This is a genomic window from Streptomyces corynorhini, from assembly GCF_003346515.1.
GTDB lineage: Bacteria > Actinomycetota > Actinomycetes > Streptomycetales > Streptomycetaceae > Streptomyces > Streptomyces corynorhini.
This window is the reverse complement of the sequence record NZ_QQNA01000156.1, coordinates 1-20,023: the sequence shown is the minus strand read 5'-3', so window position 1 is coordinate 20,023 and position 20,023 is coordinate 1. Positions and strand designations below refer to the sequence as shown.

Annotated in this window: 20 protein-coding genes; 6 read left to right on the top strand and 14 right to left on the bottom strand. The window is 70.1% G+C overall.

The genetic code is table 11. The features are described from left to right. Positions 1-201: 201 nt before the first annotated feature. The 6 genes from DVH02_RS19905 to DVH02_RS35220 form a co-directional block, all read right to left on the bottom strand. Positions 202-1,722, bottom strand: a complete 1,521-nt coding sequence (locus DVH02_RS19905) for a DUF4232 domain-containing protein (protein WP_233518334.1) — start codon at positions 1,720-1,722, stop codon at positions 202-204. Further along, on the bottom strand, positions 1,719-2,384 hold the full coding sequence (locus DVH02_RS19900) for a SigE family RNA polymerase sigma factor (protein WP_199566348.1): 666 nt from the start codon (positions 2,382-2,384) through the stop codon (positions 1,719-1,721). The genes DVH02_RS19905 and DVH02_RS19900 overlap by 4 nt, the downstream gene beginning before the upstream one ends. A 484-nt stretch (positions 2,385-2,868) precedes the next feature. Further along, positions 2,869-3,945 carry an aspartate-semialdehyde dehydrogenase gene (locus DVH02_RS19895; RefSeq protein ID WP_114625180.1) on the bottom strand — a complete coding sequence of 359 codons (1,077 nt, stop codon included), beginning with the start codon at positions 3,943-3,945 and terminating at the stop codon, positions 2,869-2,871. A 210-nt stretch (positions 3,946-4,155) separates the two neighbouring features. Then, on the bottom strand, positions 4,156-5,427 hold the full coding sequence (locus tag DVH02_RS19890; RefSeq protein WP_114625179.1) for an aspartate kinase: 1,272 nt from the start codon (positions 5,425-5,427) through the stop codon (positions 4,156-4,158). A 260-nt stretch (positions 5,428-5,687) separates the two neighbouring features. Beyond that, on the bottom strand, positions 5,688-6,272 hold the full coding sequence (locus DVH02_RS19885) for a Uma2 family endonuclease (RefSeq protein ID WP_114625178.1): 585 nt from the start codon (positions 6,270-6,272) through the stop codon (positions 5,688-5,690). A gap of 64 nt (positions 6,273-6,336) precedes the next feature. Further along, entirely contained in the window at positions 6,337-7,632 is a 1,296-nt protein-coding gene (locus DVH02_RS35220; protein WP_158575915.1) for a hypothetical protein, read from the bottom strand. Positions 7,633-8,114: 482 nt separating this feature from the next. Here DVH02_RS35220 and DVH02_RS34850 point away from each other — a divergent pair, with 482 nt between their 5' ends. Beyond that, positions 8,115-8,549, top strand: a complete 435-nt coding sequence (locus tag DVH02_RS34850; RefSeq protein ID WP_147286089.1) for a hypothetical protein — start codon at positions 8,115-8,117, stop codon at positions 8,547-8,549. Between the two features lie 27 nt (positions 8,550-8,576). Here DVH02_RS34850 and DVH02_RS36785 read toward each other — a convergent pair whose 3' ends face one another. Both DVH02_RS36785 and DVH02_RS19855 read right to left on the bottom strand, forming a co-directional pair. Further along, positions 8,577-9,545, bottom strand: coding sequence for a helix-turn-helix transcriptional regulator (locus DVH02_RS36785; RefSeq protein WP_158575914.1), 969 nt, complete (start codon positions 9,543-9,545; stop codon positions 8,577-8,579). A gap of 1,181 nt (positions 9,546-10,726) precedes the next feature. After that, a complete protein-coding gene (locus DVH02_RS19855) occupies positions 10,727-11,590 on the bottom strand; it encodes a helix-turn-helix transcriptional regulator (RefSeq protein WP_114625192.1) in 864 nt (287 codons plus the stop codon). Between the two features lie 137 nt (positions 11,591-11,727). Between DVH02_RS19855 and DVH02_RS19850 the strand changes: the two genes are divergently transcribed. Further along, positions 11,728-12,723 (top strand): aldo/keto reductase, encoded by a 996-nt coding sequence (locus DVH02_RS19850; protein WP_114625175.1) that lies wholly within the window; start codon positions 11,728-11,730, stop codon positions 12,721-12,723. A 516-nt stretch (positions 12,724-13,239) separates the two neighbouring features. On the opposite strand, the gene DVH02_RS19845 is transcribed toward DVH02_RS19850, so the two are convergent. Beyond that, positions 13,240-13,503: a DUF397 domain-containing protein gene (locus DVH02_RS19845; RefSeq protein WP_114625174.1), complete on the bottom strand. Its 264-nt coding sequence runs from the start codon at positions 13,501-13,503 to the stop codon at positions 13,240-13,242. Then, positions 13,500-14,333 (bottom strand): helix-turn-helix domain-containing protein, encoded by an 834-nt coding sequence (locus DVH02_RS19840; protein WP_114625173.1) that lies wholly within the window; start codon positions 14,331-14,333, stop codon positions 13,500-13,502. Before DVH02_RS19840 ends, DVH02_RS19845 begins: the two co-directional genes overlap by 4 nt. A gap of 130 nt (positions 14,334-14,463) precedes the next feature. Here DVH02_RS19840 and DVH02_RS19835 point away from each other — a divergent pair, with 130 nt between their 5' ends. Then, positions 14,464-14,853: an ATP-binding protein gene (locus tag DVH02_RS19835; RefSeq protein WP_114625191.1), complete on the top strand. Its 390-nt coding sequence runs from the start codon at positions 14,464-14,466 to the stop codon at positions 14,851-14,853. After that, positions 14,850-15,080: a hypothetical protein gene (locus DVH02_RS19830; RefSeq protein ID WP_114625172.1), complete on the top strand. Its 231-nt coding sequence runs from the start codon at positions 14,850-14,852 to the stop codon at positions 15,078-15,080. Before DVH02_RS19835 ends, DVH02_RS19830 begins: the two co-directional genes overlap by 4 nt. A 52-nt stretch (positions 15,081-15,132) precedes the next feature. On the opposite strand, the gene DVH02_RS19825 is transcribed toward DVH02_RS19830, so the two are convergent. Further along, positions 15,133-16,050 (bottom strand): hypothetical protein, encoded by a 918-nt coding sequence (locus tag DVH02_RS19825; RefSeq protein WP_114625171.1) that lies wholly within the window; start codon positions 16,048-16,050, stop codon positions 15,133-15,135. A gap of 209 nt (positions 16,051-16,259) precedes the next feature. Between DVH02_RS19825 and DVH02_RS19820 the strand changes: the two genes are divergently transcribed. Continuing rightward, positions 16,260-16,970 (top strand): AAA family ATPase, encoded by a 711-nt coding sequence (locus DVH02_RS19820; protein ID WP_114625170.1) that lies wholly within the window; start codon positions 16,260-16,262, stop codon positions 16,968-16,970. 102 nt (positions 16,971-17,072) lie between these two features. Here the strand turns inward: DVH02_RS19820 and DVH02_RS19815 are convergent, their stop codons facing one another. The 3 genes from DVH02_RS19815 to DVH02_RS19805 form a co-directional block, all read right to left on the bottom strand. Next, positions 17,073-17,741: a DUF5063 domain-containing protein gene (locus tag DVH02_RS19815; RefSeq protein ID WP_114625169.1), complete on the bottom strand. Its 669-nt coding sequence runs from the start codon at positions 17,739-17,741 to the stop codon at positions 17,073-17,075. Further along, positions 17,734-18,333, bottom strand: a complete 600-nt coding sequence (recR, locus tag DVH02_RS19810; protein ID WP_114625168.1) for a recombination mediator RecR — start codon at positions 18,331-18,333, stop codon at positions 17,734-17,736. Before recR ends, DVH02_RS19815 begins: the two co-directional genes overlap by 8 nt. Positions 18,334-18,439: 106 nt before the next feature. Next, a complete protein-coding gene (locus DVH02_RS19805; RefSeq protein WP_114625167.1) occupies positions 18,440-18,775 on the bottom strand; it encodes a YbaB/EbfC family nucleoid-associated protein in 336 nt (111 codons plus the stop codon). A 282-nt stretch (positions 18,776-19,057) separates the two neighbouring features. On the opposite strand from DVH02_RS19805, the gene DVH02_RS19800 reads away from it, so the two are divergent. After that, positions 19,058-19,912, top strand: coding sequence for an SLATT domain-containing protein (locus DVH02_RS19800; protein WP_114625166.1), 855 nt, complete (start codon positions 19,058-19,060; stop codon positions 19,910-19,912). The last annotated feature ends 111 nt before the right edge of the window (positions 19,913-20,023 follow it).

The following is a 20,023-nucleotide window of genomic DNA, read 5'->3' as shown; positions in this document are numbered from 1 at the left end:
GTCGCCGTGGCCGGTCGCCGTGGCCGGTCGCCGTTTCAGTCGCCGTGGCCGGTCACCCCCGTGCCGGTCCCGGTGTCCGTCAGGCGCTTCCCGGTCTGCGCATCCCCGTCAGGCGCGTCCCGGTCTGCACGTCCGGTCGGCGCGTCCCCGTCCGCACGTCCGGTCGGCGTTATCCGTCCGTCCGGGCCGGCCGCCGGGCCGTTACGAAGCGCTGAGCAGCCCGGTCCGGTAGACCGTGCCGGCGCAGGCGTTGGGGATGGTCGCCGACGCCGTGGGCGCACCGGCCGCCGTGGTGTGGGAGACGTGGACGCTGCCGTCCTGCGTACCCTCGTCGGCGCCGAGCTGCGCATCGGTGCCGCTGCCGGTACCGCCGCTGTCCACGGTGCCGCCGTCAGCGCCGCCGGGTGTCCCTCCCGAGGTGTCCTCCGAGGGGGAGGGGTCGGGCGAGGAGCCGGAGGTCGGGCAGGTGTCCGAGGGCACCCAGGCGAACTTCACCTCGTACGAACCGTTCGGCGCCAGCGACAGCGACGCGACCGAGAGCGAGGGATCGGGCAGCCCGGTGGCCTCGTCGCCCGCCATGTGCGAGGCGACGCCGATCCTGGAGGCGTCGGCCGCGCCCCCGACGCTGATGCCGACCGTACCGCTGCCGGTGACCGTACAGGCCGAGCCGGAGACATTGGTGATACGGAACGTGCCGTACACCTTGCCCGACGCGTCCGGGGCTCCCGCCGTCTGTGACGTGACGTTCAGCTGGCCCGCGCCGCAGCTCACCGCCCTCGGGGAGAGGCCGCTCATGGCGTCGTCCCGGTGGTCGGAACCGCCGCCCTTGCCGCTTCCCGCGGAGCCGGACGCGGCGCCGGCGGGCTTCTCCGAGTGCTCGGGATCGTCCTCCGCCTCAGACACCTTGTCCGAGGGGCGGTCCGTGTCCTTCTTGCCGTCGGCGGACCCCTTGTCGGCGCCCGTCCCCCCCTGGGCCTCCTCACCGTGCCCGGCGGCGACGGAGGTGGGCCCGTCGGTGCTGGTCGAGTTCGCGACGTGGACGAACGCGGGGACCGCCGTGCCCAGCAGCAGCGCGGCGGCGGCCATCCCGACGACGGCCTGACGCTTCCTGGCCCGCCTGGTCGGTACCGCCCTGCGCAGATGGTCGAGGGCGCCGTCCGAGGGCTTCAGCTCACCCACGGCACCGTGCATCAGACGGCGCAGCGCCAGCTCGTCCCCGTCCAGGAGACCGTTCAGGTCGTAGTGCGTATCGGAGAAGGCACCTTCCGGAGCGTCAGCGTCCGATGCGCCGTGCGTGTCAGACGCACCGTGCGCGCCGTGCGCGTCCGCCGCGATGCCCGGAAAGGCAAGAGTGACGGCGGAGTCGCCCGCGCCGAACCCGTCACGACCGGCGTCCTCACGACCGGCGCCCTCAACACCTGCGTCCTCACCGGCGGCGTCCTCACCGGCGGCGCCCTCACCACCGGTGGTCCCGCCGTCGGCGCTCTCGCCCTCGCCCTCGGCCTTCGCGCCCTCGGCGCCACGGCCGCTCAGCTCGTTCTCCGGCCCGTTGTCCACAGTTCCGTTCCCAGTCACGTCACGCAACGGCCCGATATCCGGACCGTCCTGATCCTTCTCGCGCCCCTCGCGGCCCTCGCGCCCCTCGCGGCCCTCGCGGCCTTCTCCGGCCTCGCGGTCCACCCCGGCCTCGCGGTCCTTGCCGTCCTTGTCGGCCCCGCTCACGACGTGGCCTCCATGGCGACGCGCAGCGCCGCGATGCCGCGCGACCCGTACGCCTTCACGGAGCCCAGGGATATCCCCAGCGCCTCGGCGACCTGCGCCTCGGTCATGTCCGCGAAGTACCGCAGGGAGAGCACCTCCCGCTGCCTGCGCTGCAGTCCGCGCATCGCCTTGATCAGCGCGTCCCGCTCCAGCAGGTCGTACGCGCCCTCCTCGGCGCTCGCCATGTCGGGCATCGGCTTCGACAGCAGCTTGAGCCCCAGGATCCGGCGGCGCAGCGCGGAACGCGACAGGTTCACCACCGTCTGGCGCAGGTACGCGAGCGTCTTCTCCGGCTCCCGCACCCGGTTGCGCGCGGAGTGCACCCGGATGAACGCCTCCTGGACGACGTCCTCGCAGGAGGCCGTGTCGTCCAGCAGCAGCGCGGCGAGGCCGAGGAGCGAGCGGTAGTGCGCCCGGTAGGTCTCGGTGAGATGGTCGACGGTGGTCCCCGCGGCCACCGTGTCCTCAACGCCTTCGCGCTGGGACGGTATCCGGGCGGGCCTGGCGGCAGGCATGCGCGCGATCACCGGCATACCACCGCCCGACACACGGGGCCGCCGCGCGGGGCGTACCGCCGGGCCGCGAAGGGGGCCGATCGCTGTGATGTCGAGAACCTCTGCCACGCCTGTTGGACACGCTTCCCCCCGCCAGGGTTGTACGCGCACGCCACCCCGTTTGACGTTGCACCAAATACCCTCATGCGTAACCGATCTCCCCCTATGCCCCATTCGTGCGGCACCGCACAGGGGCGACCGCAGAGACGCTTTCCGGTCGGCCGGCGGTTGCAGTGCAGTCACAGAAAGGCGCACACGCATCGTCGAACAAGACAACGCCCCAGTTCAAGTGGCACAGACAGGCGACTTATCCACAGGGCGCTCACAAGGATCTTACAAAGTTTTGAGGATTCACAGCTTCCGATTTCGGCCGACTACCCGGCCACGGGCCGGAGTTACCGACTTGTCCGGAGTCGCACCGCGCACGTAGCGCGCAAAAGCCCCATGGCAGCTCCAAGACCCACGCCTGCTCCAGGCCCCGTCACAGCTCCAGGCACCATGACGGCTTCAGGCCCCGTCACAGCTCCAGGCACTCTGCCTGCTCCAGGCCCCGTCACGGCTTCGTCAGCTCGACGGCCACGGCCTCGGCGATCTGGGCCGCGTTCAGGGCCGCGCCCTTGCGCAGGTTGTCGCCGCACACGAACAGCTGCAGCGCCCTGGGGTCGTCCGGCGACCGGCGCACCCGTCCCACCCAGGTCGGATCGGTGCCCACCACGTCGGCCGGGGTGGGAAAGTCGGCCGCCCCCGGGTTGTCGAACAGCACGACACCCGGCGAGGTCGCCAGGATCTCGTGCGCCCGCTCGACGGTGACCTCCCGCTCGAAGCGCGCGTGTACGGACATGGAATGTGCCGTGATCACCGGGACCTGTACGCAGGTCGCCACCACCGGCAGCCGCGGCAGCCCGAGAACCTTGCGCGTCTCCTCGCGGATCGCCAGCTCCTCCGAGGACCAGCCGTCCGCCTCCAGGGCTCCCGCCCACGGCACCACGTTGAGCGCCAGCGGCGCGGGGAACGGCCCGGTGGTGTCGCCGACCGCCCGGCGCACATCGCCCGGACGCGTCCCCAGCTCCGTACCGGCGACCAGGGAGAGCTGCTCGCGCAGCGCACCGACGCCGTCCCGGCCCGTGGCGCTGGCCGCCTGGTACGAGGAGACGACCAGCTCGCACACCCCGAACTCCGCGTGCAGCGCGCCCACCGCGACGATCATCGCCAGCGTGGCGCACCCCGGGCTCGCGACGATGGAGCGCGGCCGGGCGCGTACGGCGTGGGGGTTCACCTCGGGCACGACCAGCGGGACGTCCGGGTCCAGCCGGAAGGCGGCGGACCGGTCGATGACCACCACGCCCTTCGCGGCGGCGACGGGTGCCCACTGGACGGACACCTTGTCCGGTACGAGGAACAGCGCGACGTCGACACCGTCGAAAGCGGCCTCGCGGAGCGCGACGACCTCGGTCGGCACACCGCGTACGGACAGCGCGTCGCCACCCGTACCGCCACCGCCGTCCGCGCGCGGCGCGTCGACGAGCCGGATCTCACCCCAGACGTCCGCGTGCTGCGACAGGATCTGGAGCATGACGGAGCCGACGTCCCCGGTCGCCCCCACGACCGCAAGCGTCGGCTTGCCGTCCATCACGTACTCCCGCCTACGGACTGCTACGGGCTCCGACCGGTTGCGGGCTCCGACCGGCTAGCTCCGACCGGCTACAGGCTCCGACCAGCTACGGGCTCCGACCGGCTACGGGCTCCCACGGGCCGCCACCGCGACCGCGACTACCGCGCCGCCACCAGCGCCGCTACCGCCACCACCGCCGCTACCGCGCCGCTTGCCACCGCGCCACCACTACCGCCCGGTGCCGCCGTACACCACGGCCTCGTCGGAGTCGCTGTCCAGACCGAACGCGGTGTGCACGGCCCGTACCGCCTCGTTGACCTCGTCGGCGCGCGTGACCACCGAGATGCGGATCTCGGATGTCGAGATCAACTCGATGTTCACCCCCGCGTCCGACAGCGCCTCGAAGAAGCCGGCGGTCACGCCCGGGTTGGTCTTCATGCCCGCGCCGACCAGCGAGATCTTGGCGATCTGGTCGTCATACCTGAGCGAGTGGAAGCCGATCTTCGGCTTCAGCTTCTCCAGCGCGTCGATCGCCTTGCGGCCCTCGGTCTTCGGGAGGGTGAAGGAGATGTCGGTGAGACCGGTCGACGCCGCGGAGACGTTCTGCACGATCATGTCGATGTTGATCTCGTTGTCCGCGATGGACCGGAAGATCGTCGCGGCCTCGCCGGGCTTGTCGGGGACACCGACGACCGTGATCTTCGCCTCGGAGGTGTCATGGGCGACACCGGAGATGATGGCCTGCTCCACCTTGCGGTCCCCTTGCGGTTCGTTGCTGACCCATGTGCCGGGAAGCCCCGAGAAGGAGGACCGTACATGGATCGGGATGTTGTATCGGCGTGCGTACTCCACGCACCGGTGCAGCAGCACCTTGGAGCCGGAACTCGCCAACTCCAGCATGTCACCGAAGGAGATCCAGTCAATCTTCCGGGCCTTCGTCACGACCCGGGGGTCGGCGGTGAAGACACCGTCCACATCGGTGTAGATCTCACAGACCTCGGCGTTCAGCGCCGCCGCGAGCGCGACCGCGGTGGTGTCGGAACCGCCTCGGCCCAGGGTGGTGATGTCCTTCTTGTCCTGGGACACCCCCTGGAACCCGGCCACGATGGCGATGTTGCCCTCGTCCAGCGCGGTGCGGATCCGGCCCGGCGTGACATCGATGATGCGCGCTTTGTTGTGGACCGAGTCGGTGATGACGCCCGCCTGGCTGCCGGTGAACGACTGGGCGTTGTGCCCCAGGTTCTTGATCGCCATCGCCAGCAGGGCCATGGAGATCCGCTCTCCGGCGGTCAGCAGCATGTCGAACTCACGCCCGGCGGGAATCGGGGATACCTGCCCGGCGAGATCGATCAGCTCGTCCGTCGTGTCGCCCATCGCCGACACCACGACGACCACTTGGTGGCCGTTCTTCTTGGCATCGACGATTCGCTTGGCGACCCGCTTGATGCCCTCGGCATCGGCTACGGAGGAGCCTCCGTACTTCTGCACGACAAGGCCCACGTGCGCTCCTCGCTCAGTCCCTAGTCACTGTCGGCTCAGTTTAACGAGCGGCCGCTGTTCGACCGGGTAATACCACATCGTGAGATGTCCCGCTCACTCCGTGATCACCACCGCCGCCGAACACGGCCGCTCGGTGGGGATGCATGCCCCCGATGAGGACAAGCACGCGGAAACGTGGTCCACGTCACGCACGTGGACGCGGCGGCCTTTCTCGGGACGCCAGGGCGGGAGCGCGCGCCGGACCGCGCTCACCTCGGACGTCAGTCCACGTAGTCCTTGAGCTTCTCCGTTTCGAGCGTGATCCCGACCGGGTCGGGAAGCTCGACGACGGCGCCGAAGGGGCGCGTGGTGACAGCGCGGTAGACGCCGTCCTCGGGCTCGGCATGAACGGTGACGGAACAGGTCTCGCGGTCCACGAGGAGGTAGACGGGGATACCCGACGCCGCGTAGCCCTGCGGCTTCTCGACGTGGTCACGCTGATTGGTGTCGGGGTCCTTCGACGTGACCTCGACCGCCATCAGGACGCCCTTGGGCTCGGCCCACTCCCCGGCGCCGACGAAGTGTTCCTCGGGCGCCAGAACCCCGTCGGGGCGAGCCCGCCCCTTGCGGTACGAATCGATCTTCAGCCCCTGCTCCGGAAAGAGCGACAATTCCGGGCGCCATCGCATGCACTGCTTGAGCAGCCACATGATGATCTGCCCGTGATTACCGTCCGGCACCGCTTTGACCTGGATCTTTCCATTGAGGAACTCAAGCCGCACCATCTCGGGTGCACGGCGCTCAAGCTCTTCGAACTCCTCGATCGACATCTGAGGCTGGGGCCGGTCAGCGGTCCTGGGGGTCATGGTGTCGCCTCCTTCCCTCCCATGGTGCCCTGCCATGGTGCCCTGACCAGCATCTCTTGCACGCTCATTCGGCCTCCGTCGCTCGTGGGGGCCGTACGCGCACGGCGGTCGCAGCGGTCGCAGCGGTCACGGTCGCGGTCGTCGCGGTCGCGTGTGCGCGTACGGCTTCGCTGTGCACCGGCTCGGGGATCGGGCGGCACTTGAGGCCGGCCAGGGCGCGCAGCTGATCGGCGCGGCGGGCCACCTCCACCTTGGCGGGGACCGCGCGGAAGGTGTCGGGGACGGCGTCGATGATCTCCCCGGTCTCCTCCGCCGCGTCGTACGCCTCCATCTCCTCCCGGCAGTCGACGCACACGCCGCGCAGGAGCAGCGTCGTCGTCTCGTCGCTGTCGCAGGAAATGCAGGTCATGACGGCACGGCTGATGTAGGCGGGCTCACTCGTGCTGCTGGGCAGGGGCGGCATGTGGTTCTCCAGTCGGACCCGGGCGATCGCGCCGGGGCTGTGCAGGGGCTGGGGCAGCCCGGCGGTCAGGGAACGGGTGATGTGGTCCGGTGTCGCACCGCGCGCCAGCCACTCGGCGGCGAGCGCTTCGAGGGCGGCGCATTCGGCGGCGGACAGGGTCATCCGGGGTTCGGTACGGCCGAGCCGGGCGAGGACGCGGTACGCGGGTCGCGACGCGGGTTCCGTACGGGCGGCCGTGGGCTCCGCACGGGCGGCCGTGGGCTCCGCACGGAACGCCCCGGGTGCCTGTTCGGGCGGGGACACCGGCTCCGGCTCGGCGTCCACACCCACGCCCGCGCCTCCGGCCACGCCCATACCGCCGACCACGCCTGCGCCCGCATCCGCGACCACGTCTGCGCCCGCATGCGCGGCCTCGTCTCCGGCCGTGTCGGCGTCGGCGGTCACGTCGGCGCCCGGTCGCGGCTCCGCCCTCAACCGCCGCTCCAGCTCGGTCAGATCGATCCCGCGCAGGCCGCTCACGTACGCCTTCCACCAGTCGTCGTCGCGCGCCGTACGCGAGAAGTACGTACGTGTGACCCAGCGGTAGCTGTTGTCCTCCAGCACCAAGTGCTCCTTCACCCGGCGCAGATGACCGGCGTCGGAGAGGAATCTCAACGCCTTGCCGCACGCCTGCTGCCCGTAGTCGGCAAGGTTCGCGGCGAGCGGCTTGTACCCGATCGCGGCGCCCTCGGACAGCCGGTCGATGTACGCCGCGATCGCCGCTTCCCGGGGACGCAGGTGTACGAAGTCCGCGCTGCCGCGCGGGGCTTGGTCGGGGGCGGAGCGTTTTCCGTACCCCGGCTTGGCGTGGGGGTGGGCGGAAACGGCGAGGGCGGGACTAAAATCCGTGGAAGCCATGATCGAGGTTCGTTCGATTCTGTGGTGAGGCCCCGGAGTGGTGTTGATGCACCGCCGGGGCCGACTTATGTGGCAAGTGGAGCAAGCGAGGCAAGCGAGGGGAACGCTAAACGTTCACCACGTTACGTGGCAAGCTGATCACGGATTGTCATACTGTCTGCTCAGAGCAGGCGCCCAGGGATCTGCGGGGACGGAGGAGAGGGGAAGGGAGGGAGGGTTTCCCTCAACCACCCATTCCTCTGGGAAGGGCTCGGGACCCGAGGCCCGGGGCTCGGGGCGCGGGGCTCGGGACGCGAAACGACCACCCCTCCACCCGGCGGGCCGGAGGAGGCGGGCAGGGTACACAACAGGGCACCTGGAGAATCATTTCTCCCCCGGTCTTTTCGCACGATAGAGGCGAATCACCTTCGCCCCGACTGGAAGGCCGCAAAGTACGGGTAACTCTCCAACACAGGATCAAATGGCCCTAGTGCGGGAGAATTATGCGTAATCGCTTCAAGGTGTTCTTGGTGACGTGCGCGGTGGTCGCGCCGAGTCTGGCCCTGGCCGCCCCGGCACACGCCACCTCGTGCGGGGGCGGGGCGTCCAGCGCCGGTCCGATCTCCGTGACCGCGTGCGTGGCGAAGTCCCTCGGCAAAGGCACAGTCTCGGTCCGGATCGCGAAGAGCCGGAGCGGAGAGCGGAAGCTGAGGCTGCACTGGCGGTATTCGATCTCGGACCGGGGCAAAGGAGGCAAGCCGGCGGGGTGGGTAGCGCAGAACTGGGCGGCCAGCGACGCCACAGTGACGAAGTCGTCGACTGATGCGCGGTTGAAGTCGGGCATCGGCACCGAGTGCGTCCGGCTGGAGCTGTACGTGGTGCATGGCGGGAAGACAGGGAAGACAGTGTCGAACTACACCTGCCAGAAGAGCGTCTGACCTCATCCGGTCATCCGGTCAATCCGGTCATCCGGCGCGGAGCGGCAGTGCCGTACGAACGGCGGTGGCCCGCAGCAGCGAGTCCAGCTTCTCCGCGTCCGGTGTGCCGGGCTCGGCCGTGAACGTCACGATCCTCACGTCGTGGTCCGGCACCTTCAGCACATCACGGTCCAGCACGATCTCTCCGACGCGGCGGTGCTGGATCCGCTTGCGGCCGCTCAGCCGCGAACCGAGCGTCGCGGTCGCCCACAGCCGCCGGAAGTCGGCACTGGCCCGCGCGGTCTCGTGGATCAGTGCGCTGAGGTCGCTCTCCCCCGGGTACGCGGCGCGAGCGAGCCGCAGATCGGCGACCAGTGCCGCTTTGAAGGCGCCGGTGCTCCGGTCGGTGGGGTTGGCGGGATTGGTGGGGTTGGTGGGGTTGCTGGGATCGGTGGGGCCGACAGGATGCGCGGGATCGACGGGATCAGCGGGATCGACGGGATCAGCGGGATCCGTGGGGGAGGAAACGGAACCTGGTTCGGCGAAGACCTCTCGTACCAGGTTCCGTTCCCGCGGCGTGCGGGCGGCCGGGTCGCCCAGCACCGCCGCCCAGGAATCCGTCCAGGTCAGCAGGGTCCACGAGGCCGAGAACACGCCCACCGGAATATCGCCCCACCGGCTGACGAGCCGGTCGACGCTCGGCGATACCTCATGCGGAACCCGGCCCGGCGTCGGCGGCAGAAGGCCCGCGACGAGATGCAGATGGCACGCCTCGTCGTCCGTCAGGCGCAGCGCGCGGGCGAGCGAGGCGACCACGGAACGCGACGGGCGGCGGGCCCGGCCCTGCTCCAGGCGCAGGAGGTAGTCGACGGAGACCCCGGCGAGTGACGCCAGCTCCTCGCGACGCAGTCCGGCCGTGCGCCTGCGTCCGGTGGCCGGCAGGCCGACGTCCTCCGTCGTCAGACGATCGCGCCAGGCACGCAGCGCCTCGCCCAGGGAGTTGTCCGGCAGGCTCATGGTCTCCAGTGTCGCGCACCAGGCGGTTCCCGGCGTCTCTCAGCGTGGTACTGCGATTCCTGGGTTGGGCGGGGTACTGGCTGGGCCGCGCGGGAGGGACCGATGCTCGTTTCCCGGCAGGGCGTACACGCGACGACCAGCAGGGCATACGCGCGACGAGCCGTCCCCTCGCCCGCCGCCAGGAAACACATCGGATCGGAGTTACTTGTGCGGAAACACCTCGGCGTCCGGCCTGCTCTGGCCACGGCAGCCGTGCTGATGGGCCTTACAGCGGTTTCGACAGCGGTTTCGACAACGGCCGAAGCGGCCACGCCACCCCTTTCGGACCCGCGCGTCGTCGCTCACTTCGACCGGCCGAACGGGCAGGTGGCGGAGAGCGTCGTCGTGGAGCCGGACGGTTCGGTCGATGTCGGTTTCATCCTGTCCCGTCAGGTGGCACACGTCTCCCTCGACGGACGCGTCGAGGTGCTGGCGACCATGCCGCTGCCCGCGGACGGAGGTGTGAACACCCCGCGCGTCGGAGCGCCCAATGTGACAGGGATCGAACGTACCGAGGACGGCACCCTGTACTTCCTGTACTCGGCGGGCGACAGCCACCTCACCGGCCTGTGGAAGCTGCCCCCCGGCGGAGAGCCGACCCGTTTCGCGGCTCTCCCGGCGGCGAGCTTCGCCAACGGGCTCGCCAGGGACCGCCGTACGGGGAACTTCTACATCACCGACTCCACGCTGGGAAAGGTGTGGCGGGTCCGGCCGCACGGCGGGGCGGCCACGGTCTGGGCCGGTGGACACGACCTCTCCCCGACCGACTTCTTCGGCCCCAACGGCGTGAAGGTGCACAACGGCGCGGTGTGGGTGTCCAACAGCGATCGCGGAACGATCCTGCGCATCCCGCTGACGGGCGGGGGAACGGCGGGGAGGCCCCAGATCAAAGTCGCGGGGCTGGACAGCGTCGACGACTTCGCCTTCACGGGGCGGGGAGATCAGCTGCTGGCCGCCCTCAACCTCCCCAGCGAAGTCGTGCTCATCACCCCGGGCAGGCCCGGCCGCACCGTACTCGACCAGCACGACGGGCTGCGGAACACCACGGCCGTCGCCGTGGCGGGGGACACCGTCCACGTCACCAGCGGCGCGCTCACCACGGGCGGGGACGCGAACCTCCTGACCGCGCGCCTTCCTCGGCCTCACCGTACGGACCGGTCCGTCGCCACCCCCTCGGGGAACTCCTCGACGCCGAGCACCCGCAGCAGCTCCAGCCGGTCGCGCGCCTCGGCGTCCGCCGGGGTGAGCACCAGCAGCAGCTGCCCGTGATCGGGCGTGACCAGCGTCTCGCAGTCCATCACCAGGGGACCCACCCTCGGGTGCACGATGGTCTTGCGGTCGGCACGCCGGACCGCCACCTGGTGCTCGGACCAGAGCGCCCGGAAGTCGGCGCTCTCGGCCCGCAGCCGCTCGACGAGCCCCGTGACCACCGGGTCGCCGGAGCGGCGGCCGACCGTCGCGCGCAGGTCGGCCACGAACTGACGGGCCTGGTGCTCCCGCTCCTCGGGCACACTGGCGGCCCGGGTGGCCGGGTCGGTGAACCACCGGTACACGACATAGCGCCGGTCGCCGGAGAACCCGTGATGGTCGCCCGCCAGCAGCACGGACGCCCGGTTCTGGGCGAGGGTCTCCCCCAGGTCGGACAGGACCAGCGCCGGGGTGTCACCGAGCAGGTCGAGCATCCGCACCAGTCCGGCGCGGGCCAGCCGCGCCACCCCATCGGCGGGCGGGGGCTGGTGTCCCGCCAGATGGAACAGGTGGTCGCGCTCGTCGTCGGAGAGCCGCAGCGCCCTGGCCAGCGAGGTGAGCAGCTGGGGCGAGGGCTGGCTGCTGCGGGCCTGCTCAAGACGTACGACGTAGTCCACCGACATCCCGGCGAGCATCGCCACCTCCTCTCGGCGCAGGCCGACCGTACGGCGGCGAGGGCCGTCGGCGATGCCCACCTCGGCCGGGCGGATCGCCTCGCGGCGGCGGCGCAGGAAATCGGCGAGCTGTCCACGTTCCATGGCTCCCATGGCTCCCATGGTCCCTCGCGGTGAGCGGGCGGATCCAGGGAGAGCCGCTCCCATGATGAACGCTCCGCTTTCGAGGTCCGCGACACCGGCGCAGGGTGGGAGGCAGTTCGACGACTAAGGAGCATGTGATGCGGACACGAACCCTGGGCAGCACCGGACCGACCGTCTCCGCGCTGGGCCTGGGCGCGATGGGCATGTCGGACGCCTACGGCCCGACCGAGCGCGCGGAGAGCGTCGCCACCGTGCACGCCGCGCTGGAGGCAGGCGTCACCCTGATCGACACCGGCGACTTCTACGCCATGGGCCACAACGAGCTGCTGCTCGCCGAGGCGCTGCGCGGCCGGGACCGGGACAGCTACCAGCTGAGTGTGAAGTTCGGCGCGCTGCGAGGCCCCGACGGCGGTTTCGGCGGCACCGACGGCCGCCCCGAAGCGGTGAAGAACTTCCTGGCCTACTCCCTGACCCGGCTGGGCACCGACCACATCGACATCTACCGCCCCGCGCGGCTGGACCCGGCGGTACCGATCGAGGAGACGGTCGGCGCGATCAAGGAAATGATCGACGCCGGGCACGTGCGGCATCTCGGCCTCTCGGAGGTCGACGCGGCGACGATCCGCCGCGCCCACGCCGTACACCCGGTCGCCGACCTCCAGATCGAGTACTCGCTGATCTCCCGCGCGGTGGAGGCGGAGGTCCTGCCCACCCTGCGGGAACTGGGCATCGGCATGACGGCGTACGGCGTCCTCAGCCGTGGCCTCATCTCCGGGCACTGGTCCGCCGACCGCGCCGGGGCCCCCGGCGACTACCGCGCCTTCAGCCCGCGCTTCGCCGAGGAGAACGTGGCGCACAACCTCGCCCTCGTGGAGGCGCTGCGCCGGGTCGCCGGGGCGAAGGGGTGCACCGTCGCGCAACTGGCCATCGCCTGGGTGGCCGCGCAGGGTACGGACATCGTGCCGCTGGTCGGCGCCCGCACCCGCGAGCGGCTGGCCGAGGCGCTGCCCGCGCTGGAGGTGGAACTCGGCGCGGACGACCTCGCCGAGATCGAGAAGGCGGTGCCGTCGGGCTCGGCGCGCGGCGACCGCTACCCGGCCGCGTTCATGTCCAGCCTCGGTGTGGGGAACTGAATCCGGCGGCAGGACAAGGGCCGCGCCCTTTCGGTGGAGGGCCTCTGACCTGTGTAAAAGCGGGCCAGGGGCCCTCCGTCGCGCCCCAGCGGGCGGCGACGGCCCCGTATCCGGACCCGGACCCATCTGGACCCGGACCCATATCCGGACCCGGACCCGCATCTGGAAGACAACGATTCAGCAGCGCCGCTCCCGTAGGGCCGCTCCCGTAGGGCCGGTAGTGCGGATCTCGGGAAACGCCGTCGGCGACTCGGTGGCCGTACGCCCGCAGGACCGGTACGGCCTGCTCGACCTCGACACCCACCTCGGCGAGCCGGACACCACCGGGCAGCACGCTGGTCTACTGCTGCGGCCCCGAACCGCCGCTGACGGCGCACAGCGTCGTCTACGACTCGATCAAGACGCTCGCCGCGTCGGTGGCCCGGGGCGCCGAGAAGCTGACCCGGCGGACGGTCGGCGCGGCGGCGGAGACGCGGCGGCGGTGTGCCATACGGGCAGCGCAGGCGCCGTCAGCCCCTACGACTCGCCGTTCTCCGCGTTCTCCGCGCACGCGTACGTGAGGAAGGCGCCCCAGGCGTGGGCGGCGACGGCGAGTTGGGGGCTGACGGTGAGTTTGGAGTCGCGAATGTGGGTGGTGGTGGGGCAGGTGGCTACCTCGACGCAGGCATCACCCTCGCTGTCGCTGTACGTGGACTTCCGCCAGGACAGGGCGACTTCGACGCAGGCACCGCCCTCGCCACCGCTGTAGCTGGACTTGAACCACATCAGCTGATCGCTCATAGCTCATTCACCATCTGTTCCAGGAAGCGGGTCGAAGCCTCGGTCCCGAGGGCTTCCATGCGGATCATGCCAAGCCGCTCGATCGCCAGACTGACTTGCTCAGGATCGGACGTCAACTCACCCGTAAACGGGCCTTCCGTATACACACTGTGCGCGTGATCGCCCGCCTCAAGCAGCACCATGGGGCCGTCCATAGCCACCGGAATGGCCCTCTTGAACGGGAGCACTTGGAGCGAGATGTTAGACGCCTCGGACGTCTTCAGGAGGTGGAGCAATTGCTCTCGGTCCACCTGCGGACCGCGCAGAGCTGATTCGTACAGTACGAAACAGCACGCCACAGTCGGCTTACGGGTGAGGATCTCCTGACGCTCCCGGCGGGCTGCAACCCTTTCTTCGACCACGTCTTGGCCGAGTGGCGGCGCGAAACCGCCAATCAGCTTCCTCATACACGCGTCCGTCTGCAACAAGCCTGGGATCAAAGCAACTTCGTACCACCACAGGCTGATCGCCTCACGCTCATGCGCCATGAAATCCTGTGCCCGCGCCGGGAACTTCTCCCGCCGCAGATACTGCTTCGCCGCGCTCAGCAGCCCCTCCGCCCGGAACAAGTCATCCGCCGCGTCCAGCAGCTTCGGCGTCGGCATCCGTACGCCCTGTTCCATCGACTTGATCGTGTCCGGCGCGTACGCGGCGGCGAGGCCCAGCTCCTCCCGGCTCAGACCCGCCTTCGTACGCCAGCGTTTCACCTGGTCACCCGCGTATCGCCAGGCGATGGGGGTCTGCGTCTGGGACTGCTGTCGCGGCTGAGGGTTCTGGTTCTGAAGGGACACTTCCGACACCTCCGATAGATACGCCAGCTTGGGTACCCGGCTCGTCCCTTCCGAGCGTAATCAGACATCACCAGGCTGTGACCATGAACACAGGAATCCGACCCCACCGGGTCGAGTGGTGACCACCGTCATGTCCACCGCCATCGTCATGCGCTTCGCCCGCACCGCCGCCTCCGTACCGTCCGCCCGCTCATTCGCCCGGGGCGTCCTGCGTGACGCCTGCCTCGACAGCTGCGCGTTGGACGACATCCTGCTCTGCGTCTCAGAACTATCGACCAACGCCCTGCGCCACGGCGTGCCCGTGGGCGGGGCGTTCTTGTTGCAGGTGCAGCTCGCGGACGCGCACGTACGCGTCGAATGCCACGACGCGAACCGCCGGCGTCCGCGCGTACGGCACCCCGCCGACGACGACCAGGGCGGGCGGGGGCTGTTGTTGGTGGAGGCGCTCGCGTCGCGGTGGGGTACGGGGGAGAGACCGTTCGGGAAGTTCGTGTGGTTCGAGGTGGACCACAAGCGGTGAACCCGGACTCCCTGCGCGGCGCCGCCGTCTGTCTGACAGCCGCCGCCGCGCTTGTCGTCGCTGCCGTAGGGGTCGGCGTGTACGTCGCGGTGGACGACGCGCGTCCCCCGACCCCGTACCCGTACCCGTCGTACTCGCCCCCGTCGTACTCGCCCCCGTACACGCACCCGTACACGCACCCGTACACGCAGGAGTCCGGTAGCCCGGGGGACTACGGCGCCGAGTGACGAAACGGGCCGTGACTCGGCAAGAGCCACGGCCCGCGTCCGGGCTCCCGTACTACGTGTCGGCGCCCGGGGCCGCGTCGGTGAACAGCGCCTCGGCCTCGGCCACATTGAGCGCCCGCTCGAACCACATGTCGAGGGTGGCGAGGTCAGTGCAGTCGGTGACGCGTGCGCGAATGTCGTCGGACACAGGCAGCGCCCGCAGGTCGAGCAGACGCAGGACCATCTCAGCCCTCACCTCGGCCCTCGCTTCAGCCCTCGCTTCAGCCTTGCCTTCCAGGTATGCCTCCTCGCGGAGCGTTCCCCTGCCCGGGAAGTGCGTGACGAACGTCATCATGTCCCTCCATTTTTCACGGTCCTCGCTGTCCGCGAGACCGATGTCCAACAGGTCGCCGTAGTACTCGGCAGATTTCACATCCGTCGCCCGCAGGGCCCGAGCCAGTGCTTCCAGTATCGCCGGGGCATCCCGGCTGCCGCTATGCGTCATGGCCGAGAAGGCGGCCATTCCGAGATCCCGCGCCGCTACCGAGGCATCCGTGATCACAGGAACGTTGTCCGGCCCCAGCACCAGCGGATGCGTGCTGAGCGCCGTCCAGCCCCTGGCCCCGCACTCGAACGGCCCTGCCGCCCATGTCGCGGTCGACCGGTCTCGGCAGACCACGAGCAGGAGCACCGGAAGCTTGTACTTCGCCTGTAAGTACGCGACGTAGTACGCCCAGCTCGTGGCCTTGTCGTCGTCCCGGCGACCCTGGGCCTCGATGGCGAGCAGGAAACCGTCACCGTCCGACGGTTCGACGCGCAGCACACTGTCCACCCGGCGCTCCAGCGGCCGGATCTCCGTCGCGTCACCGCTGACGACCTCGACGATCGCCTTCTGGGGTATCGGGACGCCCAGGAGACCGAAGACAGGGCTGAGGATTTCGGGCCGCTCCTCGAAGATCCGATGAGAAGCCTCATGCGCTGATGTGACCATACGGGCGAATCTAGAGGGAACTTGTAGTCGATACCGAACCAAACGGGCGAGGTCCACCAGTTCGAGTGTCTGGATGATGTCGTGATTGACGAAGCGCGGGCCACGACGGGCGGATGGCGGCAGGCCGGATCAGGGAGTGCCCGGCCCGGCCCGGCCGCGCCCTCCGAGCCGAGCGCCCGTTTCTGAGGCGCTCATGGAAGACTCGGCCCATGATTATCGAACGTGCGTACGCACACACGGTCGCGCGGGACGAAGAGGCGGAGTGGCCCTGGTCCGTGCCCTGTGTGCGAGGACTCCTGGCCGACGGGCTGCGCTTCACCGCGCCGGTGACGTTTCTCGTCGGTGAGAACGGCTCGGGGAAGTCGACGCTGGTGGAGGCTCTCGCGGAGGGCTTCGGTCTGGACTCCTGGGGCGGCTCGCACGACTGGCGTTACGCGAGCCCGCGCCCCAAGTCGGTGCTCGGCGCGCGGATCCGCTTCGACGCGGCGCCGCGCGGGCGGCGGATGCTCGCCAGTTGGTCCGCCCGCAAAGGGTTCTTCCTCCGCGCCGAGACCGCGATGGACGCCCTGGACCGGGAAGGGTTCGCACCGGATTCGGTGAGCCACGGCGAGGGCTTCCTCGCCGCGTTCCGGGAGAAGTTCTCCCCGGCCGGGCTGTACGTCATGGACGAGCCGGAGGCGGCGCTGTCGTTCGCGTCCTGCCTCGAACTGCTCGGCCACATCGACCAGTTGGTGCGGAACGGCAGCCAGGTCATCTGCGCCACCCACTCCCCGCTGCTGACCGCGCTGCCGGGTGCGGACATCGTGGAGGTCGGCGACCACGGCTTGCGCCGGGTGGCCTGGCGCGACCTCACGCTGGTCGACCACTACCGCCGCTACCTCGCCGACCCGCAGTCCTACCTGCGCCACGTCCTCGGCTGAGGGGCGGCGCCCTACCGCGCCGCCCTACCGCATCGCTCTACGCACCGCGCCGCCCTACGCACCGCGCCGCACCGCCCCACCACTCCGCCCCACCACTCCGCCCTACCGCACCGTCCGCAGTCCCAGCGGGCCCGCGATCTCCTCCGCCATCACCCGGCCGGCCTCCTCCGCGAGGAGCGCCTCGGCGTCCTCCGTCAGATCCTGGTCGGTGTCCAGGCCGTCGAGCGCGGGCAGCGGCTGGTCCAGGCGGACATGGGCGACCAGGGACTGGAGAGCGCGGAGAGTGGCGGAGGCGGTGGAGCCCCAGTTGGAGAAGTACGAGAACTGCCACCACCACAACGCCTCGGTCGTACGGCCCGCCCGGTAGTGGGCCATCCCGTGGCGCAGGTCCGTGACGACGCCCGCGATGTCGTCGGAGATACGGGAGGGGACCGGTGCCTTGCGGGGCTCGTACGGGTCGAAGACCTCGGAGTAGACGTCGATCGGCTCCAGGATGACCGCGAAGCGCTCGCGCAGGTCGTCCACGTCGGGCTCGGGGCCGAGATCGGGTTCGTACCGCTCGTCGGGGAGGATGTCCGCGTGCGCGCCCAGCCGGCCACCGGCCAGCATGAGCTGGGAGAACTCCAGCAGCAGGAACGGTACGGCGCTGTCGGGCTCGTCGCCCTTCGCCACTTCTGTGACGGCGACGATGAAGCTCTCGATCTGATCGGCGATCTGGACCGCGAAGTCGTCCGGATCCTGGTTGACGGCGTGCAGCGTTGCGTCAGACATCGAGAAGTCGTCTCCCCTCGAAGGCCCGCCCGAGCGTGACCTCATCGGCATATTCCAGGTCGCCACCGACGGGCAGACCGCTGGCGAGCCGGGTGACTCGCAGCCCCATCGGTTTGATCATGCGGGCGAGGTAGGTGGCCGTGGCCTCGCCCTCCAGGTTGGGGTCGGTCGCCAGGATGAGTTCGGTGACCGTACCGTCGGCGAGACGGGCCAGCAGCTCGCGGATCCGCAGATCGTCGGGGCCGACGCCCTCGATGGGGCTGATCGCGCCGCCGAGTACGTGGTACTTCCCCCGGAACTCACGGGTCCGCTCAACGGCGACGACGTCCTTCGGCTCCTCCACCACGCAGATCACCGTGACGTCGCGGCGCGCGTCGCGGCAGATCCCGCAGCGCTCCTCCTGCGCGACATTGCCGCACACGACGCAGAAACGGACCTTGTCCTTGACCTCAAGGAGAGAGTGCGCGAGGCGTCGGACGTCGGTCGGCTCGGCCTGGAGGATGTGGAAGGCGATCCGCTGCGCGCTCTTGGGACCGACGCCGGGCAGCCTGCCCAATTCGTCGATGAGGTCCTGGACCACGCCTTCGTACAACGGATTGCCTTCCTGATGCTGCCGTGTGCTGCTGGGTGCTGCCATGTACTGCTGGGTGCTGCCGTGAAGTCGGCTGCTTACGTACGCTAGTTGGTGCGCGCCATCCTTAGAAGGGCAGACCCGGCATCCCGCCCAGCCCCTGCGCCAGCGGGCCGAGCTTCTCCTGCTGGAGCTGCTGCGCGTTGTCATTGGCCGCGTGGACGGCGGCGACCACCAGATCGGCGAGGGTCTCCGTGTCCTCGGGGTCCACCGCCTTCGGGTCGATCACCAGACCGCGCAGCTCGCCCGAGCCGTTGACCGTGGCCTTGACGAGACCACCGCCCGCCTGGCCCTCGACCTCGGTCGCCGCAAGCTCCTCCTGGGCTCGCGCCAGGTCCTGCTGCATCTTCTGGGCCTGCTGGAGCAGATCCTGCATATTGGGCTGGCCACCACCGGGAATCACGGTCGCTCCTGAGCGTTCAGACGACGATTTATCTGTAAGCCGAGCCTACGTGGTCCCGTCCCGGCGCGCCCTACCCCGCCGGGACGAACTCTTTCGAGTGAGAGCCTCTCGGCTCCTCTACCTGATCACGGCCTTCAGCTGGGGTGAAATGCCGAGATTTCGATCGCACAGCCCACCATTTGGCGGTAGGAAGTGCATGCGGCCTTACCTGCGCCGTATGCGCCACTCGTCCGACCCGCACCGTTCACGCAGTGTTACCCCAGATCGCAGAGGAGTGCCCAGGTGAGCCAGCCGGAGATGCAGCCCGGAGGCCCTGCCCGGGAGGAGGGCCCCTCGTCCGGTGCCAGGTACGGGGAGGGGGCCTACGAGAGCGCCGAGAGCCCCGAGGGTGCCACGGGCGGCGGCGCGGAGAGCGCGGACGGGGCGGGGGACGCCGTCGGCGAGGCCGAGGGCGCCGCCGTGTACGGCGATCTGACGGGCGGCCCCTTCCCGCTCGGCGACTGGGGCGAACCGGCGGAACGCCTCGACGAGCTGTACCGCTGGGTCGAGACGGGGGCTTTGCGTACCGTCGACTGGTACCTGACCGACCGGTTACGCAAACGACGCTTCGCGCGCGCTTTACGCGCCGCCACGGCCGTCGCGGTGACGGCGGGCGCGGCGCTGCCGCTGCTGGACGTGACGGGCGCGCTGACCGGGGCCGCCGGCTGGGGGTACCTGTCGCTGATCCTGGGCGCGGCGTGCGTGGCGTGCGACCGGTACTGCGGGCTGTCGTCCGGCTGGATGCGGGCGGTGGCGACGGCGCAGGCGGTGCAGCGGCGCCTCCAGACGCTCCAGTTCGACTGGGCGTCGGAGTGCGTGCGCGAGGTGCTCGGCCCGACGGAGGGCACGGCGAGCGAGGCCGCCGAACGGTGTCTGACGGTGCTCAGGCGGTTCACGGAGGACGTGACGGAGCTGGTGCGGGTGGAGACGGCCGACTGGATGGTCGAGTTCCGCTCGGGTCCCGCGCCGCTGATGATGCAGTCGCTGCCGCTGGCCGGGGCGCGCAGCGAGGGGCACGTACAGCCCACGGGCCGCTTCCCGCTGCCGCCGGGCACCCGGCCGAACATGCCCCGGCAGAGGCCGCCGGAGGCCCGGTAGAGCTACGGGTGGCTCTACCGGGCCCCGAGCTACGGGAGGGGCGGGGGGCCGGGGTACGGGGCGTGTCCCCGTACCCCGGCCCCCGTCCGGGGCGCGTCTTCAGGGCGCGTC